At 71.0% G+C, this 20,733-nt stretch carries 16 protein-coding genes; 10 read left to right on the forward strand and 6 right to left on the reverse strand.

Going from position 1 to position 20,733, the window contains the following annotated elements:
• Positions 1-96: 96 nt before the first annotated feature.
• Together ABZ016_RS33285 and ABZ016_RS33290 are read left to right on the forward strand one after the other, a co-directional pair.
• The gene (locus tag ABZ016_RS33285; protein WP_356920422.1) at positions 97-1,374 is read left to right on the forward strand and encodes an amino acid deaminase; all 1,278 of its coding nucleotides are present in this window, start codon (positions 97-99) and stop codon (positions 1,372-1,374) included.
• A gap of 11 nt (positions 1,375-1,385) precedes the next feature.
• The gene (locus ABZ016_RS33290) at positions 1,386-2,999 is read left to right on the forward strand and encodes a D-aminoacylase (RefSeq protein ID WP_356920423.1); all 1,614 of its coding nucleotides are present in this window, start codon (positions 1,386-1,388) and stop codon (positions 2,997-2,999) included.
• Positions 3,000-3,027: 28 nt separating this feature from the next.
• Here the strand turns inward: ABZ016_RS33290 and ABZ016_RS33295 are convergent, their stop codons facing one another.
• Positions 3,028-3,954: a serine protease gene (locus tag ABZ016_RS33295; RefSeq protein WP_356920424.1), complete on the reverse strand. Its 927-nt coding sequence runs from the start codon at positions 3,952-3,954 to the stop codon at positions 3,028-3,030.
• A gap of 408 nt (positions 3,955-4,362) precedes the next feature.
• Here ABZ016_RS33295 and ABZ016_RS33300 point away from each other — a divergent pair, with 408 nt between their 5' ends.
• Positions 4,363-5,574, forward strand: coding sequence for a pyridoxal phosphate-dependent aminotransferase (locus ABZ016_RS33300; protein ID WP_356920425.1), 1,212 nt, complete (start codon positions 4,363-4,365; stop codon positions 5,572-5,574).
• Between the two features lie 125 nt (positions 5,575-5,699).
• Entirely contained in the window at positions 5,700-6,116 is a 417-nt protein-coding gene (locus tag ABZ016_RS33305) for a hypothetical protein (RefSeq protein ID WP_356920426.1), read from the forward strand.
• A 178-nt stretch (positions 6,117-6,294) separates the two neighbouring features.
• Here the strand turns inward: ABZ016_RS33305 and ABZ016_RS33310 are convergent, their stop codons facing one another.
• Positions 6,295-8,028: an Ig-like domain repeat protein gene (locus ABZ016_RS33310; RefSeq protein WP_356920427.1), complete on the reverse strand. Its 1,734-nt coding sequence runs from the start codon at positions 8,026-8,028 to the stop codon at positions 6,295-6,297.
• Between the two features lie 242 nt (positions 8,029-8,270).
• On the reverse strand, positions 8,271-10,100 hold the full coding sequence (locus ABZ016_RS33315; protein ID WP_356920428.1) for a phosphoenolpyruvate carboxykinase (GTP): 1,830 nt from the start codon (positions 10,098-10,100) through the stop codon (positions 8,271-8,273).
• 328 nt (positions 10,101-10,428) lie between these two features.
• Between ABZ016_RS33315 and ABZ016_RS33320 the strand changes: the two genes are divergently transcribed.
• From ABZ016_RS33320 to ABZ016_RS33330, 3 genes are all read left to right on the forward strand, one after another.
• Entirely contained in the window at positions 10,429-11,142 is a 714-nt protein-coding gene (locus ABZ016_RS33320; protein WP_356920429.1) for a hemolysin III family protein, read from the forward strand.
• Between the two features lie 181 nt (positions 11,143-11,323).
• Positions 11,324-11,950 carry a TetR family transcriptional regulator gene (locus ABZ016_RS33325; protein ID WP_356920430.1) on the forward strand — a complete coding sequence of 209 codons (627 nt, stop codon included), beginning with the start codon at positions 11,324-11,326 and terminating at the stop codon, positions 11,948-11,950.
• 33 nt (positions 11,951-11,983) lie between these two features.
• Entirely contained in the window at positions 11,984-12,715 is a 732-nt protein-coding gene (locus ABZ016_RS33330) for a Mut7-C RNAse domain-containing protein (RefSeq protein WP_356920431.1), read from the forward strand.
• A 75-nt stretch (positions 12,716-12,790) separates the two neighbouring features.
• Here the strand turns inward: ABZ016_RS33330 and ABZ016_RS33335 are convergent, their stop codons facing one another.
• Positions 12,791-14,824, reverse strand: a complete 2,034-nt coding sequence (locus ABZ016_RS33335) for a thioredoxin domain-containing protein (RefSeq protein ID WP_356920432.1) — start codon at positions 14,822-14,824, stop codon at positions 12,791-12,793.
• 226 nt (positions 14,825-15,050) lie between these two features.
• On the opposite strand from ABZ016_RS33335, the gene ABZ016_RS33340 reads away from it, so the two are divergent.
• Entirely contained in the window at positions 15,051-18,248 is a 3,198-nt protein-coding gene (locus ABZ016_RS33340; RefSeq protein ID WP_356920433.1) for a tetratricopeptide repeat protein, read from the forward strand.
• 85 nt (positions 18,249-18,333) lie between these two features.
• Here ABZ016_RS33340 and ABZ016_RS33345 read toward each other — a convergent pair whose 3' ends face one another.
• Together ABZ016_RS33345 and mca are read right to left on the reverse strand one after the other, a co-directional pair.
• On the reverse strand, positions 18,334-18,612 hold the full coding sequence (locus ABZ016_RS33345) for a hypothetical protein (RefSeq protein ID WP_356920434.1): 279 nt from the start codon (positions 18,610-18,612) through the stop codon (positions 18,334-18,336).
• On the reverse strand, positions 18,605-19,465 hold the full coding sequence (mca, locus tag ABZ016_RS33350; RefSeq protein ID WP_356920446.1) for a mycothiol conjugate amidase Mca: 861 nt from the start codon (positions 19,463-19,465) through the stop codon (positions 18,605-18,607). The genes ABZ016_RS33345 and mca overlap by 8 nt, the downstream gene beginning before the upstream one ends.
• 168 nt (positions 19,466-19,633) lie before the next feature.
• Here mca and ABZ016_RS33355 point away from each other — a divergent pair, with 168 nt between their 5' ends.
• Both ABZ016_RS33355 and greA read left to right on the forward strand, forming a co-directional pair.
• Positions 19,634-20,032, forward strand: coding sequence for a DUF4307 domain-containing protein (locus ABZ016_RS33355; protein WP_356920435.1), 399 nt, complete (start codon positions 19,634-19,636; stop codon positions 20,030-20,032).
• Between the two features lie 176 nt (positions 20,033-20,208).
• Positions 20,209-20,706: a transcription elongation factor GreA gene (gene greA / locus ABZ016_RS33360; protein ID WP_356920436.1), complete on the forward strand. Its 498-nt coding sequence runs from the start codon at positions 20,209-20,211 to the stop codon at positions 20,704-20,706.
• Positions 20,707-20,733: the final 27 nt, after the last annotated feature.

Genomic DNA, 20,733 nt, shown 5'->3' on the forward strand with positions numbered 1-20,733 from the left:
TTCATTGACCGTGGGTGGCCGAGATGTTAGACAGCGTTGAGCGATATACGCAATGAATGTTGCAAAGACTGCAACACTGCTGATCAGGGAGGCTCCATGACAGCCGACACCGCCGCCGAGTCCCTCGCCCGGCTCGCCGCAGAGCGCGTCGACCACCGCTTCAAGGGCCTCCCGCCGGACGCCGACGGCCTGACCGTGGGCGAGCTGGCCGCCCAGCGCCGCAACCTCTTCACCGGCGGCTTCGCCACGCCCGTGCTCGCGCTGTCCGCCGAGCGGCTGGAGCACAACCTGAAGCTCATGGAGGTGTACGCGGACCGGCACGGCCTGGCCTTCGCGCCGCACGGGAAGACCTCCATGGCGCCGCAGCTGTTCCACCGCCAGATCGAGCACGGGGCGTGGGGCATCACGCTGGCGGTGCCGCACCAGGTGCGGGTGGCGCGGGCGTTCGGGATCCGGCGCGTGTTCCTCGCCAACGAACTGGTCGACCCGGCGGCCCTGCGCTGGGTCTCCGCCGAGCTCGACGCCGACCCGGACTTCTCCTTCGTCTGCTACGTCGACTCCGTGCGCGGGGTGGAGCTGATGGACGCGGCGCTGGGCGCCGCCACGCGCCCCGTGGACGTCGTCGTCGAACTCGCCGCCGGTGAGGGCGCCCGTACCGGGGTCCGCACGGAGGCGGAGTGCGCGGCGGTCGCGGACGCGGTGGCGGGCACACGGGCCCTGCGGCTCGTGGGTGTGGCGGGCTACGAGGGCGAGGTGCCGCAGGCCGATCCCGGGCGGGTGACGGCGTGGCTGCGGCGGCTGGTCGCGCTCGCCGCCGACTTCGACAAGGCGGGCCGCTTCACCGGTCTGGACGAGATCGTCGTCAGCGCGGGCGGCAGCGCCTGGTTCGACGCGGTCGCGGAGGTCTTCGCCGAGATCCCCGGACTCTCCCTGCCGGTGCTGAAGTTGCTGCGCTCAGGCGCCTACGTCTCGCACGACGACGGCCACTACCGCAAGCTCACCCCGTTCAACCGGGTGCCCGAGGAGGGCGCTCTGGAGCCGGCGTTCCGCCTGTGGACGCAGGTGGTGTCCCGGCCGACGGCCGAGCAGGCCTTCGTCAACGCGGGCAAGCGGGACGCGGCCTACGACCTCGACCTGCCGTTCGCGCAGGTGATCCGCCGGGACGGCACCGAGCGCCCGGCCGACGGTGTGACGGTGACCGCCCTGTCGGACCAGCACGCCTGGCTGCGCACCACCTCCGAGGCGGATCTGGAGGTCGGCGACTGGGTCGGACTCGGGCTGTCCCATCCGTGCACGTCGTTCGACAAGTGGCCCCTGATCCCGGTCGCCGAGGCGGACGGCACGGTCGTCGACTACGTGCGTACCTACTTCTAGGAGGCCGCGGCATGGAAGAGCTCGTCATCCGGGACGCCGACGTCGTGGACGGCTCCGGCGCGGACTCCTACCGGGCCGATGTCGTGGTCGACGGCGGCCGGATCGTGTCCATCGTCAAGGAGGCGTCCGCGGCCGGCTGCCAGCGTCCGAAGGCGCGCCGGGAGCTGGACGCCGAGGGGCTGGTCCTCTCCCCCGGCTTCGTCGACATGCACGCCCACAGCGACCTGGCCCTGCTGCGCGACCCCGACCACAGCGCCAAGGCCGCGCAGGGCGTCACGCTGGAGGTCATCGGGCAGGACGGGCTGTCGTACGCGCCGGTGGACGACCGCACGCTCGGCGAGGTGCGCCGCGCGATCGCCGGGTGGAACGGCTCCGGTGACGACATCGACTTCGACTGGCGCTCGGTGGGCGAGTACCTGGACCGGCTGGACCGGGGCATCGCCGTGAACGCGGCCTACCTCATCCCCCAGGGCACGGTCCGCGCGCTCGCCGTCGGCTGGGAGGACCGGGAGGCCACCCCGGCCGAGCTGGACCGGATGCGGCAGCTGGTCGCCGAGGGCATGGAGCAGGGCGCGGTCGGCATGTCGTCGGGCCTGACGTACACGCCGGGCATGTACGCGAAGGACGCCGAACTGACCGAGCTGTGCCGGGTGGTGGCCTCCTACGGCGGCTACTACTGCCCCCACCACCGCTCCTACGGCGCGGGCGCCCTGGAGGCGTACGAGGAGATGGTCGCCCTGACCCGGGAGGCGGGCTGCTCCCTGCATCTCGCCCACGCCACCATGAACTTCGGTGTGAACAAGGGCCGGGCGCCGGAGCTGCTGTCCCTGCTGGACGAGGCGCTGGCCGCCGGGGCCGACATCAGCCTCGACACCTACCCCTACACGCCCGGCTGCACGACCCTCGCGGCGATGCTGCCGAGCTGGGCGAACGAGGGTGGCCCGGAGCGGACCATCGAGCGGCTGGCGGACGAGGAGACCGCGGCACGCATCCGCCACGACCTGGAGGTCACCGGCTCGGACGGCTGCCACGGCGTGCCCATCGAGTGGGACACGATCGAGATCTCGGGGGTGGGCGACCCGGCCCTGGCGGAGTTCGTCGGCCGGACGGTCCAGGAGTCGGCGGACATACGGGGCGAGGTGCCCTGGGTGACGGCGCGCGGCCTGCTGCTGGCCGACCGGCTGGCCTCGACGATCCTCCAGCACGTCGGCCACGAGGAGAACGTCCGGGCGATCATGCGCCACCGGGTGCACACCGGCGGCTCGGACGGCATCCTCCAGGGCGCGAAGCCGCACCCGCGGGCGTACGGCACGTTCCCGCACTATCTCGGACACTACGTGCGGGAGTTGGGGGTGATGTCGCTGGAGGAGTGCGTCGCGCACCTCACCTCGCGGCCGGCGGCCCGCCTCCGGCTGCCCGACCGGGGCCTGGTCCGCGAGGGGTACGTCGCCGACCTGGTGCTCTTCGACCCGGCGACGGTCGCGGCCGGGTCGAGTTTCGCCGAGCCGCGGGTGCTCCCGACGGGCATTCCCCATGTGCTGGTCGGCGGGCGGTTCGTGATCGAGGACGGCCGGCGCACGGACGCCCTGGCGGGCCGGGCGGTCCGCGGGATCCCTCCCGCGTGACCGCCCGGCCCCGGGCTCGCGCTCTGCCCTACGGCTTGGGCAGGGTGCAGCCGCTCGCGCTCAGGTCGAGCTTGTTGTCGATGCCGAAGCAGGACGGGATCTGGTAGGTCTCCTGGGCGTAGTTGATGCCCTTGCGGACGGTCACGTTGCCGTTCGCGTCGACCTCGCAGGGGTTGTTCACCGTGCAGCGCTCGCCGTCCTCGTTGCCGGTGTTGTTGATGGCGACGACCTTGCCGCTGGCGGCGTCGACGACGGGCGAGCCGGACGTGCCGCCGATGGTGTTGCAGGCGGAGGTGTAACGGACCGAGTCCTTCCAGGTCCAGTCGCCCTCCTTCAGGGTGGGCACGAACCCGTCGATGTTGCAGCTGTAGATCCGCTTCCAGTAACCGGAGGGGATGCCGATGGCGGAGCCGGCGACCGGGTGCGAGTCGTTCAGCGTCAGGGCGTTGATGCCGTACGAGCTCTTGATCTGCCCGTACGTGGTGGTGAGCTGGTAGAACGCGACGTCCGTATCGGTCATCGTGCCGTACGCCAGCTTGGCGGCGCGCAGGGTCGCCACACGCGCGCCGGAGGCGTTGAGCAGCCCGAAGGTGCGGCTGGAGGCCTGGTCGACGCGGACCTCGCCGGGGGCGGGGAAGCCGCTCTCCAGACAGTGCCCGTTGGTCATCACCAGCGCCGGGTCGTTGTCCTCGGAGTCCGGCATGCGGACGACCGAGCCGGAGCAGTTGCTGAGCGCGACCGTGCCGGCGAAGTTCACGGCCTTGGCCGACGGGCCACGGAGCCCGGACAGGGTCTCCGTTGCGGACGTGACCACGTCGGTTACGGCAGACGTGACCTCGCCCGCGTCCGCGGCCTTGCCGACGCCCGTGGGGGCGGTGTCGGCAGCGGTCGCGGGAGCCGCGCCGGCCCCGGCTATCGCCAGGGCGAAGAACGCGGCGGCGAGAGGTTTTCTCATGGGGGGTCCCCTCTTGCGACGGAGGCGGCCGGAAATCTTCCGGCCGCCCGCAGTGTTGTCATGCGCATTGTGATAGTCGCAAGGCGGGCGGCACAAGAACCTGTTCCACAGACGGAACCCCGAGATCCTCGCCCGACCCTACGCAACCGCCTTGATCCGCCGGTCACTTGGGGGCCGATGTTGGGGGAGTTGATACCGGCTTCCGGCGTTCGCCCGGTTTCGCCCGCGTGACGCCAGACCCCTCGAAGACGGGGAGCACCACCCCCTTGGCCTAAACCGCATCCCCGTACACCGCTGATACGCGCGTGGCCAATGAGGCAGCGTATGGCGATATCGCACCAAACCGGCGCGTCTCACGTGGCGGAAAACACGACCCGCGAGGCGTTACCGGGCCGTAAGCTCCCAGACATGCAGGTGATCCAGTCGACCAAGCTCGCCAACGTCTGTTACGAGATCCGGGGCCCGGTGCTCGAGGAGGCGATGCGGCTGGAGGCGGCCGGGCATCGGATCCTCAAGCTCAACACCGGCAATCCGGCCGCGTTCGGCTTCGAGTGTCCGCCCGAGATCCTGGAGGACGTCCTCCGGAACGTGTCCTCGGCGCATGGTTACGGCGACGCGAAGGGGCTGCTGGCCGCGCGCCGCGCCGTCGTCATGCACAACCAGACCCTCGGCATCGAGACGGACGTCGAGCACGTCTTCATCGGCAACGGCGTCTCCGAGCTGATCGTGATGGCGATGCAGGGCCTGCTGGACGACGGGGACGAGGTGCTCGTGCCCGCCCCGGACTACCCGCTGTGGACCGCCGCCGTCTCCCTGTCCGGCGGCACCGCCGTGCACTACCGCTGCGACGAGCAGTCCGACTGGATGCCGGACCTCGCCGACGTCGAGCGCAAGGTCACCGACCGCACCAAGGCGATCGTGATCATCAACCCGAACAACCCGACGGGCGCCGTCTACGACGAGGCGATGATCAAGGGCCTGACCGACATCGCCCGCCGCCACAACCTCCTCGTCTGCTCCGACGAGATCTACGACAAGATCCTCTACGACGAGGCCACGCACACCCCGACCGCCTCCGTCGCCCCCGACCTGCTGACCCTCACCTTCAACGGCATGTCGAAGGCGTACCGGGTGGCCGGATACCGGGTGGGCTGGATGTCGATCTCCGGGCCGCGCGCGCACGCCGACTCCTACATCGAGGGTCTGACGATCCTGGCGAACATGCGGCTGTGCGCCAACATGCCGGGGCAGCACGGCGTCGTCGCCGCGCTCAGCGGACGGCAGACGATCAACGAGCTGGTCCTGCCGGGCGGCCGGCTGCGCGAGCAGCGGGACGTCGCCTACGAGCTGCTGACCCAGATCCCGGGCGTGACCTGCGTGAAGCCGAAGGGGGCGCTGTACCTCTTCCCGCGTCTCGACCCGAAGGTCTTCAAGATCAAGGACGACCGGCGGATGGTCCTGGACCTGCTCCGGCGGGAGAAGATCATGGTCGTCCAGGGCACCGGCTTCAACTGGCCGGAGCCGGACCACTTCCGGGTCGTGACCCTGCCGACGGTCGGTGACCTGAGGGACGCGGTGGGCCGGATCGGGCACTTCCTGGACGGCTACAGCCAGACCTGATCCGTACCGACGCCGGAACCGCCCGCTCACCCTATGTGTGCGGGCGGTCCGGTTTTGTGAACAACTCAACTTTAGACGAATTCTAAGCTAGGATGGCTTCCTGAAAGAATCCAGGAGGCCCTCCCATGTACGAGCCGATCCGCGACAAGTCGGTCCACAACACGGTGGACGGCCCCAACCCCGACTTCCCTCACCGCTCCCGTGAGGAAGAGCTGGACATCCAGCTCGCGGGCCATCTCGCCGCCCTGCTCGCCGTCACGGACGAGCTGCGCGCGGCAGCGCCGTCGGCCGGCCTGGACGTCGCGGCGGAGCGGCTCGCGGAGCAGGTGGCCCGGCTGCGGGGCGGACGGACGCCGGCTCGTGTCCCCGGCGGCCGGCGCGAGCACGGTGCGGCGGCGCTGCACCGGCGGGCGCACGCCCTGGCGGGGCGTGCGCTGGTGGTGGCCGCGTCCCGCGCCGACACCGCGGCCGCGATTCTGGCCGCCGAGCAGATGGACGCGCACTCGGCGGCGCTGGAGCCGCGCGAACTCGCGTCCCACTGAGCCTCTTCGGGCTCCCTTCGACGGCCCCGGCCCGCGCGCACCCGCAGCGACGCGCGGGCCGGGTGCCACGCACTGCGTTGGCTTGAGCCGTGTGTCGCCGTGGGGGTCATTGGCCGTGGGCCTGTGCGGGTGAGCTGTGGCTGATCGCGCAGTTCCCCGCGCCCCCAAGGAAAGCCACTCAGCGTCTGACGTAGACCTCCGCCGAGGCCGATGAGCCCTCGTGCAGGGCGTCGCCCGGCCAGGTGACCGTGTAGGTCGCCTCGCGGCGGGTGCGGGGGATGTCGTTGATCTTGAAGGTGCCATCGGCGGCGACCGTCACGGACGACAGGGTGCCCGTGCCCAGGCGGTCCTCGCGTACGACCTTGAGCACGGCCCGCTCCGGCAGTGCCTTGCCCTGGGCGGTGAACCTGCCGGTGATCTCGATGCCGTCGGACATGCTCGCCTCCTCCGGTGCGGTGAGCGAGAGGGAGGTGGGCGCCTTGCCGACGGTCACGGTGTGGGTGACGTCCGTGGCCGGGCGGTGGGTCAGGTCGCCGAGGTAGGACACGGTGTACGTGGCCTCGCCGACGAGGTCGGGCTCGTCGAGGACCGTGAAGGTGCCGTCCGCCTTGACGGTGGCGGTGCCCAGGTCGTGGGTGCCGTCCGCGTCGGTGCGGGTCGCCTTGACCTTCAGCGGCTCGGCGGGCGCCGGCCCGTCCTGCTCCAGCCTGCCGCGCACGGCCAGCGGCTCGCCCGCCACGGCCTGGCCGGGGCTGTGGGTGAGGTCCCCGGTGAAGCGGGTGTCGTACTGGACGGCCGGCGGCTTGATGACGTGCAGCCAGTACTGGCCGCCCGCCGTGTCGGTGGTGACCGCGAACAGCCGGGAGCCGTCCGCCGACCACTCCATGCCACGCGGTACGACCCGGTCCCCGTCGAGGCTGCCCTCGAAGACGAACTCCAGCGGGGCGGTGGAGTCGCCCGGGTCGGCGGGCTGCACCAGCAGGTCGGGGACGGCACCGGTGGCGGAGGCTCCGCGCGCGATGTACTTGCCGTCGCCGCTGAAGGCGACCGCGCCGGCGGTGGCACCGTCGGGCAGGGGCCGGTAGCCGGTGGCCGCGTCCGACAGGTCGTCGGAGTTCAGCAGCCGCGTGCCGGCGGTGGCGTCGGCGAGGGCGACCTTGTTGCCGTCGGCGGAGAACGCCAGGTCCTTGAGGTTCAGGGCGCCGTCGCCCTGGCCGTCGGCGAAGCGCCGTGCGGCCTTGCGGACGATGGCGCTGTCGCCGGTGTCGTAGACGGCCACGAAGGGGTCGGCGGCCTTCGCGTTGCGCGGCTGGCCCATGAGCATGCGGTTGCCGGGCCCGGCCTCCAGCAGCAGATCGCCGTAGTCGTTCCAGCCGGTGCGCGTGTGGACGCCGTTCACGAACCCGTCGAGCTGGGTCTCGGAGGTGGCGCACTGGGAGGTCGAGGACGCGTACGGCGTCGTGAACCAGAGCTGGCCGCCGGACTGGGCGAGCTCCCGGCCGCACGTGTCGGTGCTGACGTAGGCCAGGACGGTGCGTTCGTAGGTGGTGGTGTCGTAGGCCTCGACACGGTCGCGCAGACCCGCGTACAGCTTGCTGCCGTCGGCGCTCACCGCGAGGCCGGAGACATGGGCCTGGTTGGTGGTGAGGGTCGTGAGGCGCTCGCCCTCGAAGTTGTAGACGGCGATGGTGCCGGAGTTCAGGTAGTAGCCGACATTGCTGTCCGCCACGAAGACACGCTGGTGGACGTTGTCGACGGCCAGCGCCGAGTACGACGAGATCGGCAGCTTGGCCACGGCGTCGGAGGCCGCCGCGTGCGCCGCGGGTGCGGCGGCGACAGTCAGTCCGGTCCCCGCGAGTAACGCGGCGGACAGGGTCGCCGCGAGCCGTCTGGAACGGTGTGCAGTGTTCAACTGTGCCCCCCACAGGCTGCGTCGAGCGCCTCGCCGGAACAGGCGAGGCACCTGTAGAGGGAATGAAACAGGCGTGAAGATCTCGTGAGCAAGGGGGCGCGACCAACCCCGCGGAACAGGGGCCCGCACGCCGTTGTGCGGGCCCCTGTCCGAAGGTGGTGCTGTCACCGCGGCCGGCCGTGACGATGTTGCTGGTCAGGGCACTGTCGGTTCCGGCCGGCCGCGGAGTTCCGGGGTGGGGCTCAGCCCAGGCGCTTGACCAGCGCGTGGTACTCGTCCCACAGCTCCTTCGGCGTGTGCTCGCCGAAGGTGTTGAGGTGGTCGGGGACCAGGGCGGCCTCCTCGCGCCAGACCTCCTTGTCGACCGTGAGCAGGAACTCCAGGTCGCCGTCGGACAGTTCCAGGCCGCCTGTGTCGAGGGCGTCCTTCGTCGGCAGGACGCCGATCGGGGTCTCGACGCCCTCCGCCGTGCCGTCCAGGCGTCCCACGATCCACTTCAGGACGCGGGAGTTCTCGCCGAAGCCGGGCCAGACGAACTTGCCCTCGTCGTCCTTGCGGAACCAGTTGACGTAGTAGATCTTCGGCAGCTTGGACTGGTCCTTGTCCTTGGCCACGTCGACCCAGTGGGCCATGTAGTCGCCCATGTTGTAGCCGCAGAACGGCAGCATCGCGAACGGGTCGCGGCGCAGCTCGCCGACCTTGCCCTCGGCGGCGGCGGTCTTCTCGGAGGCCACGTTGGCGCCGAGGAAGACGCCGTGGTTCCAGTCGAAGGACTCCGTCACCAGCGGCACGGCGGTGGCGCGGCGGCCGCCGAAGAGGATCGCCGAGATCGGCACGCCCTTGGGGTCCTCCCACTCCGGCGCGATGATCGGGCACTGCGAGGCCGGGACGGTGAAGCGGGCGTTGGGGTGGGCGGCCGGGACGCCGGACTCGGGGGTCCAGTCGTTGCCCTTCCAGTCCGTCAGGTGGGCCGGGGTCTCCTCCGTCATGCCCTCCCACCAGATGTCGTTGTCGTCGGTGAGGGCGACGTTGGTGAAGACGGAGTTGCCCCACAGCGTCTTCATCGCGTTGGCGTTGGTGTGCTCGCCGGTGCCGGGGGCGACACCGAAGAAGCCGGCCTCGGGGTTGATGGCGTAGAGGCGGCCGTCCTCGCCGAAGCGCATCCAGGCGATGTCGTCGCCGATGGTCTCGACCGTCCAGCCGGGGATCGTCGGCTCCAGCATGGCGAGGTTGGTCTTGCCGCAGGCGCTCGGGAAGGCCGCGGCGACGTACTTGGCCTCGCCGCGCGGCGGGGTCAGCTTGAGGACCAGCATGTGCTCGGCCAGCCAGCCCTCGTCACGCGCCATCACGGAGGCGATGCGCAGGGCGTAGCACTTCTTGCCGAGCAGGGCGTTGCCGCCGTAGCCGGAGCCGTAGGACCAGATCTCGCGGTCCTCGGGGAAGTGCGAGATGTACTTGGTCTGGTTGCAGGGCCAGGGGACGTCCTCCTGGCCGGGCTCCAGCGGGGCGCCCAGGGTGTGCACGGCCTTGACGAAGAACCCGTCGGAGCCGAGCTCGTCCAGGACGGGCTGCCCCATGCGGGTCATGGTGCGCATGGAGACGGCGACGTACGCGGAGTCGGTGATCTCCACGCCGAGCGCGGACAGCGGCGAGCCGAGCGGGCCCATGCAGAAGGGCACCACGTACATGGTCCGGCCGCGCATCGAGCCGCGGAACAGGCCGCCCTCGCCACCGGACCCCTGGAAGATCTCCCGCATCTCGGCAGGGGCCTTCCAGTGGTTGGTCGGGCCGGCGTCCTGCTCCTTCTCGGAGCAGATGAACGTCCGGTCCTCGACGCGTGCGACGTCCGTGGGGTCGGATGCCGCGTAGTAGGAGTGGGGGCGCTTGATCGGGTCGAGTTTCCGGAAGGTGCCCTTCTCGACGAGCTCCCCGCACAGTCGCTCGTACTCGGCCTCGGATCCGTCACACCAGACCACGTTGTCCGGCTGCGTCAGTTCGGCGATCTCGTTCACCCACGAGATCAGCCCCTGATGGGTGGTGGGGACGGTGGGAGCCGCGATGTCGCGCGCCACGATTGCTCCTAAATGAGGGTTTTTTGGTGATGTGGAGGCCCCGTGGGGGCTGCGACCCGGATGCTTCACGGTGAAACCTGGCGCTCATCCGGTGCCGACCGCACTCATTTGATCATCCGACGTACGCGCCCATCTGTCCAGAGGAGCGCACAGGTGAGCAACGTGAGGATCGCCACGGTTTCTCGCGCACGCTTTGCGTGCACGTTGGGTTCATCAGACCGTCCGTTTGCGTAACCACTGGTCGGACACGGTGAGAGGATGGCCACTCTTCGCCGGTCAATCGGCCTGAGTGATACGTCACTTACGGTTCCGTAGCTACCATTCGGCCATGACTGCGTTCGCCCCCGACGCGCCCACGGACACGCCGGACGACGGCAGCGGTCCGAAGGCGCTGCACTTGCCTCACCCGGTGAAGCCCAAGCTCCGCGGCTGGCTGCACCTCGGCATGTTTCCGGCCGCCCTCGTCGCGGGCCTGGTGCTGACCGCCCTCGCCGACTCGACCAGAGGGCGCATCGCCTGCGGTGTCTACGCTCTGACCGCCTGCCTGCTGTTCGGCGTGAGCGCGCTGTACCACCGGGGTGACTGGAGTCCGCGCATGGACGGCGTCCTGCGCCGTCTGGACCACGCCAACATCTTCCTGATCATCGCGGGCACGTACACTCCGCTGACCATGCTGCTGCTGCCGGGCGCCAAGGGCGAGTGGCTGCTGTGGGGCATCTGGGCCGCGGCGGTGGCCGGCATAGCCTTCCGCGTCTTCTGGGTCGGCGCCCCGCGCTGGCTCTACACGCCGTGCTACCTCGCGATGGGCTGGGCGGCCGTGTTCTACCTGCCTGACTTCATGCGGACCGGCGGCATCGCCGTCCTGGTCCTGGTCATCGTCGGCGGCGTGCTCTACAGCGCGGGCGGTGTGGTCTACGGACTCAAGCGGCCCAATCCGTCACCGCGCTGGTTCGGCTTCCACGAGGTGTTCCACTCCCTCACCCTGGCCGCCTTCATCACGCACTACGTGGGGATCTCCCTGGTGGCGTACCAGCACGCCTAGCCCGCTCGCTCGACCTTCCCGGCCACGGCTCCCAGCCGTGGCCGTTTTCGTTGCGTCGAAAGCGACTTCCGATTGACATTCACTACTTTTTGAAATCTGCTATCAATTTCTGGGGGACGGACACGGGGAGCGAGACCCCGGCCGTGGCCGAGCCTGGGGCCGATGCCCGACAATGACCTTCATGACGGCCCCACGCACCACCCCCGCCGACCGCCCTCACCTGGGACTCCGGGAGCGGAAGAAGATCAAGACCCGCGAGGCGATCCGCACCGCGACCTACGCGCTGATCGAGGAGCAGGGCTACGAGGCCACGACGATCGAGCAGATCGCCGACCGCGCCGAGGTGTCGCCGTCGACCGTCTTCCGCTACTTCCCGACCAAGGAGGACATCGTCATCACCGACGAGTGGGACCCGGTGATGCCGGCGGAGCTGCGGGCCCGGCCGGAGGACGAGTCCTGGGCCGACGTCCTCAGGCACGTGATGCGCACGGCCCTCGACCTGAGCCTCGCCCAGGAACCCGAGGTGACCCGGCTGCGGGCGCGGCTCGGGGTCGAGGTGCCCGCCGTCCGGGCCCGCATGATCGAGAGCATGTCCGCCACCGGCCGGCTGCTGCGCGAGGCCCTCGCCGAGCGCTCCGGGCTCGACCCCGACAGCCTGGAGCTACGGGTCTTCGCGATGTCCGTGATGGGCGGGCTGATGGAGGTCTCCCACTACTGGGCGGAGACCGGCCACCGGGACGACATCAGGGAACTCGTGGACCGCGCCCTGGACGTCCTGGAGCACGGCCCGCCGACCGGAAAACCCTGAGGCGACGGCCGGTCACCGTGACATCCTGACCGCGTGAACGGTCCCGAGATCCACGTCGAGTTCGCCCCCGAACTGCACGTCTTCGTCCCCCGCGCCCGGCGGTCGGACACCGTACGGGCCGCCACCGACGGCGTCGCCGGCCTGGGCCATGTCATCGAGTCCCTCGGTGTGCCGCTGACCGAGGTGGGCGCGCTGTTCGTCGACGGCCGCGAGGTGTCCGTCTCGCACGTCCCGGCGGCCGGCGAGTCGGTGGCCGTCCGGGCCGTCGCCCGCCCGCAGGAGGTTCCGGGCGCTCCCCTGCGGTTCCTCCTCGACGTGCACCTCGGCACGCTGGCCCGCCGGCTGCGGCTGCTCGGCGTGGACACGGCCTACGAGTCGACCGACATCGGCGACCCCGCCCTCGCCGCGCGTTCGGCCGCCGAGCAGCGGGTCATGCTGAGCCGCGACCGGGGGTTGCTGCGCAGGCGGGAGCTGTGGGCGGGGGCGTTCGTGTACAGCACGCACCCCGAGGAACAGCTGTGGGACGTCCTGGGCCGGTTCGAGCCCGAGCTGCTTCCCTGGACGCGGTGCACCGCCTGCAACGGGGTGCTCCGCGAGGCCTCCAAGGACGACGTCGCGGACCAGCTCGAACAGGGCACGCACCGGACGTACGACGTGTTCGCGCAGTGCGGCGCGTGCGGGCGGGCCTACTGGAAGGGCGCGCACCACGAGCAGTTGGAGGCGATCGTGGAGCGGGCGATGGAGTTTCGGTCCGAGCGCCGCTGACGGTGGTGCGACGTCGGGCTGCCCCCCTGTGACACCCGCTCCCCTCCGGTAGCGCTTCTCCCTCGGTTCCCGGCCTCAGTCGCTCAGCGCCGCACGCAGCCGGTCGACTTCCGTGGTCGGCGCATCGCATGTGAAGTTGCGGCAGACATACGCGGCCGGTTCACCGCCGACCAGCGGACGGTCCGCGAGCAGCGGGAACTCGTCGCTCCCCGGAGCGCCGACGGCGACGACCGCGCCGGGCGCGGTGGCCAGAAGTGCCGTGCGGTGCAGGGTCTTCGTGCCCTCGTGTTCGAGGGACGGTCCCACGATCGCGACCTCGCGCGGCCCGTCCAGCGCGGCCTCCGCTGCGGCGAGCCCCCAGCCGATGAACCGGGGCACGCGCGGCCCGAGCGCCTTGACGACGCCCAGGGCCTTCCCGGCGGCGGTGCGGTGGGGCTCCGATCCGGTGTGCGCGGCGTACGCCAGTAGGGCGCCCGCCGCCGCGGTCCAGCCGGACGGGGCGGCGTTGTCGGTCGGGTCCTGCGGACGGCGGATCAGCCGCTCGGCGTCGGCGGCGGTGTCGAACAGGGCGCCCGACTCCTCGTCGGTGAAACGCACCAGGACGTGGTCGAGGAGGAACCCGGCGAACTCCAGCCAGACGCCCTCACCGGTGACGGACGCCAGCGCGAGGAAGCCCTCGGCCACGTCGGCGTAGTCCTCCAGCACGCCCGCGTTGGCACCGGCGTGGCCGTCCTTGCTGGTACGGGTGAGCCGGGCCTGTTCATCGAGGTGCAGCCGGACCAGGAGGTCCGCGGCGGCGACGGCGGCCTCGACCAGATCGGGCCGGTCGAAGTAGGCACCGGTCTCGGCGAGCGCGGCGATCGCAAGTCCGTTCCAGGCGGCGACGACCTTGTCGTCCCGGCCGGGCGCGGCCCGCTCCGCCCTCTTCGCGAGCAGCCGCTCCCGGACGGAGGCGACCTTCTCGGCATCGAACAGACCGTCCTGCTGCGGAAGCTGCAGGACCGACTGGCCGTGCTCGAAGGTGCCCTCCTCGGTCACCCCGAAGTACCGCGCGGCGAGCTCGGCGTCCTGCTCGCCGAGCACCTCACGCAGCTGCCCGGGCGTCCACACGTAGTACGCGCCCTCGACGTGCTTGCCGGTCCCGTCGTCACTGTCGGCGTCCAGCGCCGAGGCGAAACCGCCCTCCTGGGTGCGCAGTTCACGCACCATGAAGTCGGCCGTCTCCAGGGCGACCCGGCGGGCGAGCTCGCTGCCCGTCGCGCGCCAGAGGTGGGCGTAGACCCGGCACAGCAGGGCGTTGTCGTACAGCATCTTCTCGAAGTGCGGCACGACCCAGTCACGGTCGACGGAGTAGCGGGCGAAGCCGCCCCCGAGCTGGTCGTAGATACCGCCCCGGGCCATGCGCTCGCAGGTGTCCCGCGCCATCTGCAGGGCGCCCTCGGCACCGGTGCGGGCGTGGTGGCGCAGCAGGAACTCCAGCACCATGGACGGCGGGAACTTCGGCGCCCCGCCGAATCCGCCGCGCTGCGGGTCGTACTCGCGGGTGAGCGCGAGCAGCGCCTGCGCAAGTTCCTGCTCACCGGGGGCCTGGTCGCCACCGTAGGAGATCTCCCGCCCGGCCAGGTCCCGGACGATCTTCCCGGCGACCTCGGTCACCTCGTCCCGCCGCTCGTCCCACGCCTGCCGCACACCCTGGAGGACCTGCTGGAAGGACGGCATGCCCTGACGGGGGGCGGGCGGGAAGTACGTGCCGAAGTAGAACGGCTCGGCCTCCGGGGTGAGGAAGACGGTCATGGGCCAGCCACCGTGACCGGTCGCGGCCTGCACGGCCTCCATGTAGACGGCGTCCACGTCGGGACGCTCTTCGCGGTCGACCTTCACGCTCACGTAGTGCGTGTTGAGGTACTCGGCGGTCTGCTGGTCCTCGAAGGATTCGTGCGCCATGACGTGGCACCAGTGACAGCTGCTGTATCCGATGCTGAGCAGCACGGGCACGTTCCGCTTGCGGGCCTCCTCGAAGGCCTCCGCCGACCAGGGCCACCAGTCGACGGGGTTGTCGGCGTGCTGAAGGAGGTAGGGGGACGTCTCGTGCGCCAGTCGGTTCGGCATGGTGTCCATCCTGCCGCAGTACCCCGCCCGGCACGCGTCAGGCGGTGCGCGGACGTCGCTCGCGACGCCCGGCCGACGGTCGCGCCGCACCCCAACACACCCGTCTCTTCACATAATCGGTCCGGGCACGCCCCCTCGCCCCGATGCTCCGTCCACAGCACACTTGACCAAGGAAACGACCGAGGGAACGACCAGGGAACGGTGTTTCGCCGGAGGGGGACGTGACATGCGGGACGGTCATCGGGCGGAGGCCGAGCGGCTGTTGGCGCGGGCCGTGGAGGAGGAGGTGCGCCGGACGGGCGGGCGTACCGACGGGAAGGTGCTGCTCGCGCGGGCGCGCGGGGCGCTCGACGGGATGGCGCAGAGCGCGGCCGAGGAGTACGAGGCCTACACGCGCGCCCTGGACGAGGCGGCGGCCGGACAGCTCACCTTCGGACAGCGCTACGCCCGGGAGGGCGCCGGGACGCCACTGCTGGTGGCCGGGGTCGCGGCGGTCACGGCCGTCGTCGCCGACCTGGCCCTCGGCACCGCTGCCGGGACGGCGGTGAGCGCGGGTGTGACCGTCGGGGTCGTGGGCGCCGCGGCGACCGTGGCCAAGGTGGTCGGCTCGCATCTGCCGGCCGCGCACCGCCGGGCCGGGGCCGTGAGCCAGCCGGGCGGGCCGGAGCAGCTGCGGTTGCAGTGGCTGACGGCGCTGGAGGTGCGGGGCATCCGGCCGTTCCTGGACCAGCAGCGGGTGCGTGCCGCCTCCACCGGGCCGAAGACCACGGGGCCGCGGCTGCGGGGCGCGGACAAGAGCGCGGCGGCACGCGGCCGCAATGTGCTGTCGCAGTCCTTCGGGCAGCTTCCGGAACCGGCTCAGCCGTTCGCGGGGCGGCGCCAGGAGCTGGCGCGGATCCGGCAGTGGGTGCAGGCGGCCCGGGCGAGCACGGAGACCCAGCCGACGGTGGTGGTCCTGCACGGCACGCCCGGCAGCGGCCGCACGACGCTCGCGGTGCACGCCACGCACGGACTGAAGGACTACTTCCGCGGCGCCTGCCTCGTCGACCTGCGCGCCGAGGGCCCGGGCGAGTCCCCGCTGTCCACCCGCAACGCCCTGCTGCACCTGCTGAACCGGCTCGGCGCGCCCCGCGAGCAACTGCTGTTCCGTGAGCGTTCCTCCCCCGACCAGCAGGTCAAGCGGCTCAGCGAGCTGTACCACCAGCATCTGACCGGCCTGCCGGTCACGGTCGTCCTCGACGACGCCTCGGACGCCGAGCAGGTCCGCGCCCTGGTCCCGGAGCGGTCCGACAGTCTGGTGCTGGTGACCGCGCGGGGGCCGCTGGAGCTGGGCGACCTGCCCGCGCGGGTGCACCATCTGGCGGTGGAGCCGCTGGACGCGGCGGGCGCGGAGGAACTGCTGGGCGCGGCGGCCCAGGACCGTTCCGGACCGTACGACGCCGATTCCGCCGACCGGGTCCGGGAGCTGTGCGGCGGGCTGCCGCTGGCGCTGCGCATCGTGGGGTCGTGCCTCGGCCCGCGCTCGCCGCGGACGCTGGCCACGGACCTCGGCGCGTACGGCCCGGTCGAGCCGGTCGAACGCGCCCTGTGGCTGCGTTACTCCGACCAGTCGGAGACGGTACGGCGGCTGCTGCGCAGGCTGGCTCTCGCCGGCCGGGCCTCGCTCGGCGCCGCCGCGGCCGCCGCGCTGCTGGCCACCGACGAGGCCGAGGCGAAACGCCATCTCCAGGCCCTGACCCGCGCGGGGCTGATCGACCACGTCCGGGGCGACCGCTACCGGCTGCACGACCTGGTCCGCGCCTTCGCGCAGGCCCGGCTCCTCGACGAGGAGGAACCGGCCGAGCGCACGGCGGCGCAGGAGCGGCTGATCGTGAACTACGCCGAGCTGGCCGACTCGGTGCTGCGGATGGTCGACGGCAACATGTCGACCCGCACGAACCGCTTCAGCCCGTACGGCTTCACCTCCCTCGACGAGGCGCTGCGCTGGCTGGACGACGAGTCGAGTTTCATCACGGCGGCGCTGCGGCACGCCGAGGGCGTGAACCAGGCGGCGGTCCTGAACCTCCTGGGCGCCCTGTGCGACTACTGCCTGCTGCGCGGCGACCTCTACCGCCTGGGCGAGATCAGTGAACTCGCGCAGGCCGTCGACGAGGGGCTGCTGGTCCGCTCGGTGCAGTGGCGCACCGGCATCGCGGCGCGGCAGCTCGGTGAACTGGACAAGGCGCGTGCCACCCTCGCGTCGGTGGTCGACCTGTACCGGGAGGCGCATCACGACGCGGGCGCGGCCCGTGCCCTGTGCTCCCTCGGCATCACCCTGCACCACCAGGGCAATCTGACGGAGGCGTCGGCGAAGCTCCGTGAGGCCCTGGCGCTGCAGGCCTCCCCCGAGCTGGCGACGGACCGGGCCTGGACGATGCACGCCCTGGCGGCCGTCGAGCGGGACCGCGCCCGGGTGGCGGAGGCCCTGGAGCTGCTGACCGAGTCCCTGGTCCTGCACCGCCGGGGCGAGTCCGTGCACGGCCAGGCCTGGGCCCACTTCCAGCTCGGGCAGCTGGGCCTGCGCATGGGCGACGTCCCGCGGGCCGAGTCCGAGCTGCGGGCGGCCCTCGATCTGTACGGCCGGACCCGTGACGCCCGCGGCGAGGCCTGGGCGCTGACCCAGCTGGCCCGGGCCCGGCTGGTCGACGGGGACGCGTCACCGGCCGTGGAGGAGCTGCGCGGGGCGGCCGCCCGGCACCGCGACAACGAGGACGCGCGGGGCGAGGCGTGGACGCTGTACTACCTGGGCCAGGCGCTGGAGGAGACGGGCAACCTCGACCAGGCGGTCCGTGAGCTGGAACGCTCCCGCACGATGTTCTCCCGTATGCGCGACGTGTACGGCCTGGCGTGCGCCCGCCACCACTCCGCCCGTGCCACCCGTGACCTGCGCGCGGCCCAGACGGGCTCGCTGCGCAACTCGGGTTTCGCCCGGCAGCTCCTGGTGGACGCCCGCGCCGACTTCCAGCGCATCGGCGTCGCCCACGGCGAGGCCTGGACCTGCCTGGAGCTGGCGGTGGTGGACGCGGGCAACGCCCGCACCCAGCAGGCGCTGGCCCTGTGCGACGAGGCGGCGGCCCTGTTCACGTCGTACGGCGACCGCCGGGGCGAGGACTGGGCCCGCTTCCTGCGCTGCACGCTGCTGCCCTATGCGGCACCGGGCGGCGTGGAGGTCGGTACGGCGGTGGCCCAGGAGGAACTGGCCGAGCTCTCCCGGTCGGGTCATCCGCTGCGCGACGAGAAGCTCGACGAGTACGCGGACGCGTGGGCGCTGCTGCTGGAACGGGGCGTGAGCCTGGAGGCCGGCTGGCAGGCCTGGGAGCTCGGGATGACACCGCGCAGGCATGCCCGGGAGGTCATGGGGGTGGCCGTGGAGTCGAAGGCGTAGCTCGTGTCCGGTCCGGCGCGCAGGGTGCGCGCGGTACCCGTCGGCGGCGGACCGCCGCTGACGGGTACCGCCCCCGGAAGGGGCGTCAGCCTTGCTTCTTGCCCTGGCCGGAGGTTTCCGTCTCGGGCTCCGTTGCCGCGGGGTCCGCCTCCGCATGCTCGGCCTTGGGGTCCGGGACCTGTGTGAAGTCGACCCTGTTCATGTGCCGGCTCATGGACTTCATCAGGGCCCACACCGCCAGGGCCATCGCCGCGAAGACGATGAAGCCGAGGACGCCGGGGGTGACCTTGTCCTCGTCGACCTCCTTGGCGAAGGAGACGAGATGCGTCATTGCCAGGCTTGCGCTTGCGCTCATGTCAGGCATTGTCGCGGATGCCCGCAAAGAGGTCGTCCTCGGGGAGGGAGGTATCGACGAGGGACTTGGCGAGCTCGTACTCCTCCGTCGGCCAGACCTCCTTCTGGATCTCCATGGGCACCCGGAACCAGCCCCCGTCCGGGTCGATCTGCGTGGCGTGCGCGATCAGTGCCTTGTCGCGGATCTCGAAGTAGTCGGCGCAGGGGATGTGCGTGGTGAGCGTGCGCTCGTTGCGGCCGAACTCGTCCCAGCGCTTGAGCCACTCCCCGTACGGCGACTCCATGCCCCGGTCCAGCAGCGCCTGGTGCAGCGCCTCGGTGCGGGGGCGGTTGAAGCCCTGGTTGTAGTACAGCTTCTGCGGCTGGTAGGCGGCGCCGTACTCCGCCTCCGGGAACTTCTCGGTGTCCGCCGCGCCCTCGAACGCCACCATCGAGATCTTGTGGGTCATGATGTGGTCGGGGTGCGGATAGCCGCCGTTCTCGTCGTAGGTGGTGATCACCTGGGGGCGGAAGGCGCGGATCTTGCGCACCAGTTCACCGGCCGCGTGGTCGACGTCCTCCAGGGCGAAGCAGCCCTCGGGCAGCGGCGGGAGCGGGTCGCCCTCGGGCAGGCCCGAGTCGACGAAGCCGAGCCACTCCTGCTTGACGCCCAGGATCTCCCGGGCCTCGTCCATCTCCTTCTTGCGTACTTCGTGGATGTGCTCCTCGATGTACGTGTCCCCCTGGAGCTTCGGATTGAGGATGGAGCCGCGCTCCCCGCCCGTGCAGGTCACGACCAGCACGTCCACCCCCTCGGCCACGTACTTCGCCATGGTCGCCGCGCCCTTGCTCGACTCGTCGTCGGGGTGGGCGTGGACGGCCATCAGTCGCAACTGGTCAGTCAAGACTCAATCCTCAGTAAGTCGGCGCCCTGTGTGCGTCGGCGCAATCAGCGGCTTCTATAGTGACCGAATCGGCGGGCGAATAATTCCGGGACCCGGTCCCGGGGCCGCTTCCGGGGCGTTCGTCCCGGCCCTGTCTGGAGGACGATCATGAGCACGGCGAGCACGCGACTGCCCGAGGGGCGCTACGGCCGCACCTCGGACGAGCGCGCCGACCACAAGCTCAAGATCATCGGGGCCGTGCTCGCGGCGGCGCTGCTGGGGCTCGTCGGCTGGTTCGGCTACCACTACGTCGGCCAGAACGAGATCAGCGCCGAGGTGATCAGCTTCGAGCTCGGCGAGAAGTCGGTCCAGGTGCATCTCCAGGTGCACAAGGACGCCGGTACCGACGGCTACTGCACCGTGCGCTCGCAGGCCGAGAGCGGCGAGGTCGTGGGGCGGGCCGAGTTCCACTTCGACGGGGACGCCACCCGCATCGACAAGGTCGTCACGCTGCGTACGACCTCTCCGGGGACCACGGCCGAGCTGCTGGGCTGCCACGCCGACTGACGACAACCGGCCACCCGGAATACGTAGGGCCTGACCTGCGTTGACGTGAATCTGGTGGCTTATGTCCTCCCCCTTGCGCCCCTGAATTGTTAGGCTCGTGGTTTCGCCCATCCGTGGAGGAACATTCTTCTGGGTAGGGCGATGCTTTGTATTCCCAGTACCTACGAGGAGCACCTGTGACCCAGACCAGCGAGAACGTCACCTGGCTGACCCAGGAGGCGTACAACAAGCTCAAGGCTGAGCTTGAGTACCTTACTGGTCCCGCGCGGGCGGAGATCTCCGCGAAGATCGCTGCCGCGCGCGAGGAGGGCGACCTGCGTGAGAACGGCGGGTACCACGCGGCCAAGGAGGAGCAGGGCAAGCAGGAGCTCCGTGTGCGCCAGCTCACCCAGCTCCTCGAGAGCGCCAAGGTCGGTGAGGCGCCCGCTGCGGACGGTGCGGTGGCGCCCGGCATGGTCGTCACGATCGCGTTCGACGGTGATGAGGACGACACGCTGACGTTCCTGCTCGCCTCCCGTGAGTACGCGAGCGCCGAGATCGAGACGTACTCCCCGCAGTCCCCGCTGGGTGCCGGCGTGATCGGCCACAAGGTCGGCGAGGACGCGGAGTACGAGCTGCCGAACGGCAAGAAGGCCTCGGTGAAGATCATCAAGGCCGAGCCGTACGAGGGCTGACCGGTCACGAAGAAGCTTGACGTGCCC

The organism is Streptomyces sp. NPDC006372 (genome assembly GCF_040612515.1).
Taxonomy (GTDB): domain Bacteria; phylum Actinomycetota; class Actinomycetes; order Streptomycetales; family Streptomycetaceae; genus Streptomyces.

Bases quoted from the DNA above. Each gene is read 5' to 3' on its own strand.
- ABZ016_RS33285 (WP_356920422.1), top strand. From the start codon at position 97: ATGACAGCCGACACCGCCGCCGAGTCCCTCGCCCGGCTCGCCGCAGAG.
- ABZ016_RS33290 (WP_356920423.1), top strand. From the start codon at position 1,386: ATGGAAGAGCTCGTCATCCGGGACGCCGACGTCGTGGACGGCTCCGGC.
- ABZ016_RS33295 (WP_356920424.1), bottom strand. From the start codon at position 3,954: ATGAGAAAACCTCTCGCCGCCGCGTTCTTCGCCCTGGCGATAGCCGGG.
- ABZ016_RS33300 (WP_356920425.1), top strand. From the start codon at position 4,363: ATGCAGGTGATCCAGTCGACCAAGCTCGCCAACGTCTGTTACGAGATC.
- ABZ016_RS33305 (WP_356920426.1), top strand. From the start codon at position 5,700: ATGTACGAGCCGATCCGCGACAAGTCGGTCCACAACACGGTGGACGGC.
- ABZ016_RS33320 (WP_356920429.1), top strand. From the start codon at position 10,429: ATGACTGCGTTCGCCCCCGACGCGCCCACGGACACGCCGGACGACGGC.
- ABZ016_RS33325 (WP_356920430.1), top strand. From the start codon at position 11,324: ATGACGGCCCCACGCACCACCCCCGCCGACCGCCCTCACCTGGGACTC.
- ABZ016_RS33335 (WP_356920432.1), bottom strand. From the start codon at position 14,824: ATGCCGAACCGACTGGCGCACGAGACGTCCCCCTACCTCCTTCAGCAC.
- ABZ016_RS33340 (WP_356920433.1), top strand. From the start codon at position 15,051: ATGCGGGACGGTCATCGGGCGGAGGCCGAGCGGCTGTTGGCGCGGGCC.
- ABZ016_RS33345 (WP_356920434.1), bottom strand. From the start codon at position 18,612: ATGCCTGACATGAGCGCAAGCGCAAGCCTGGCAATGACGCATCTCGTC.
- mca (WP_356920446.1), bottom strand. From the start codon at position 19,465: ATGGCCGTCCACGCCCACCCCGACGACGAGTCGAGCAAGGGCGCGGCG.
- ABZ016_RS33355 (WP_356920435.1), top strand. From the start codon at position 19,634: ATGAGCACGGCGAGCACGCGACTGCCCGAGGGGCGCTACGGCCGCACC.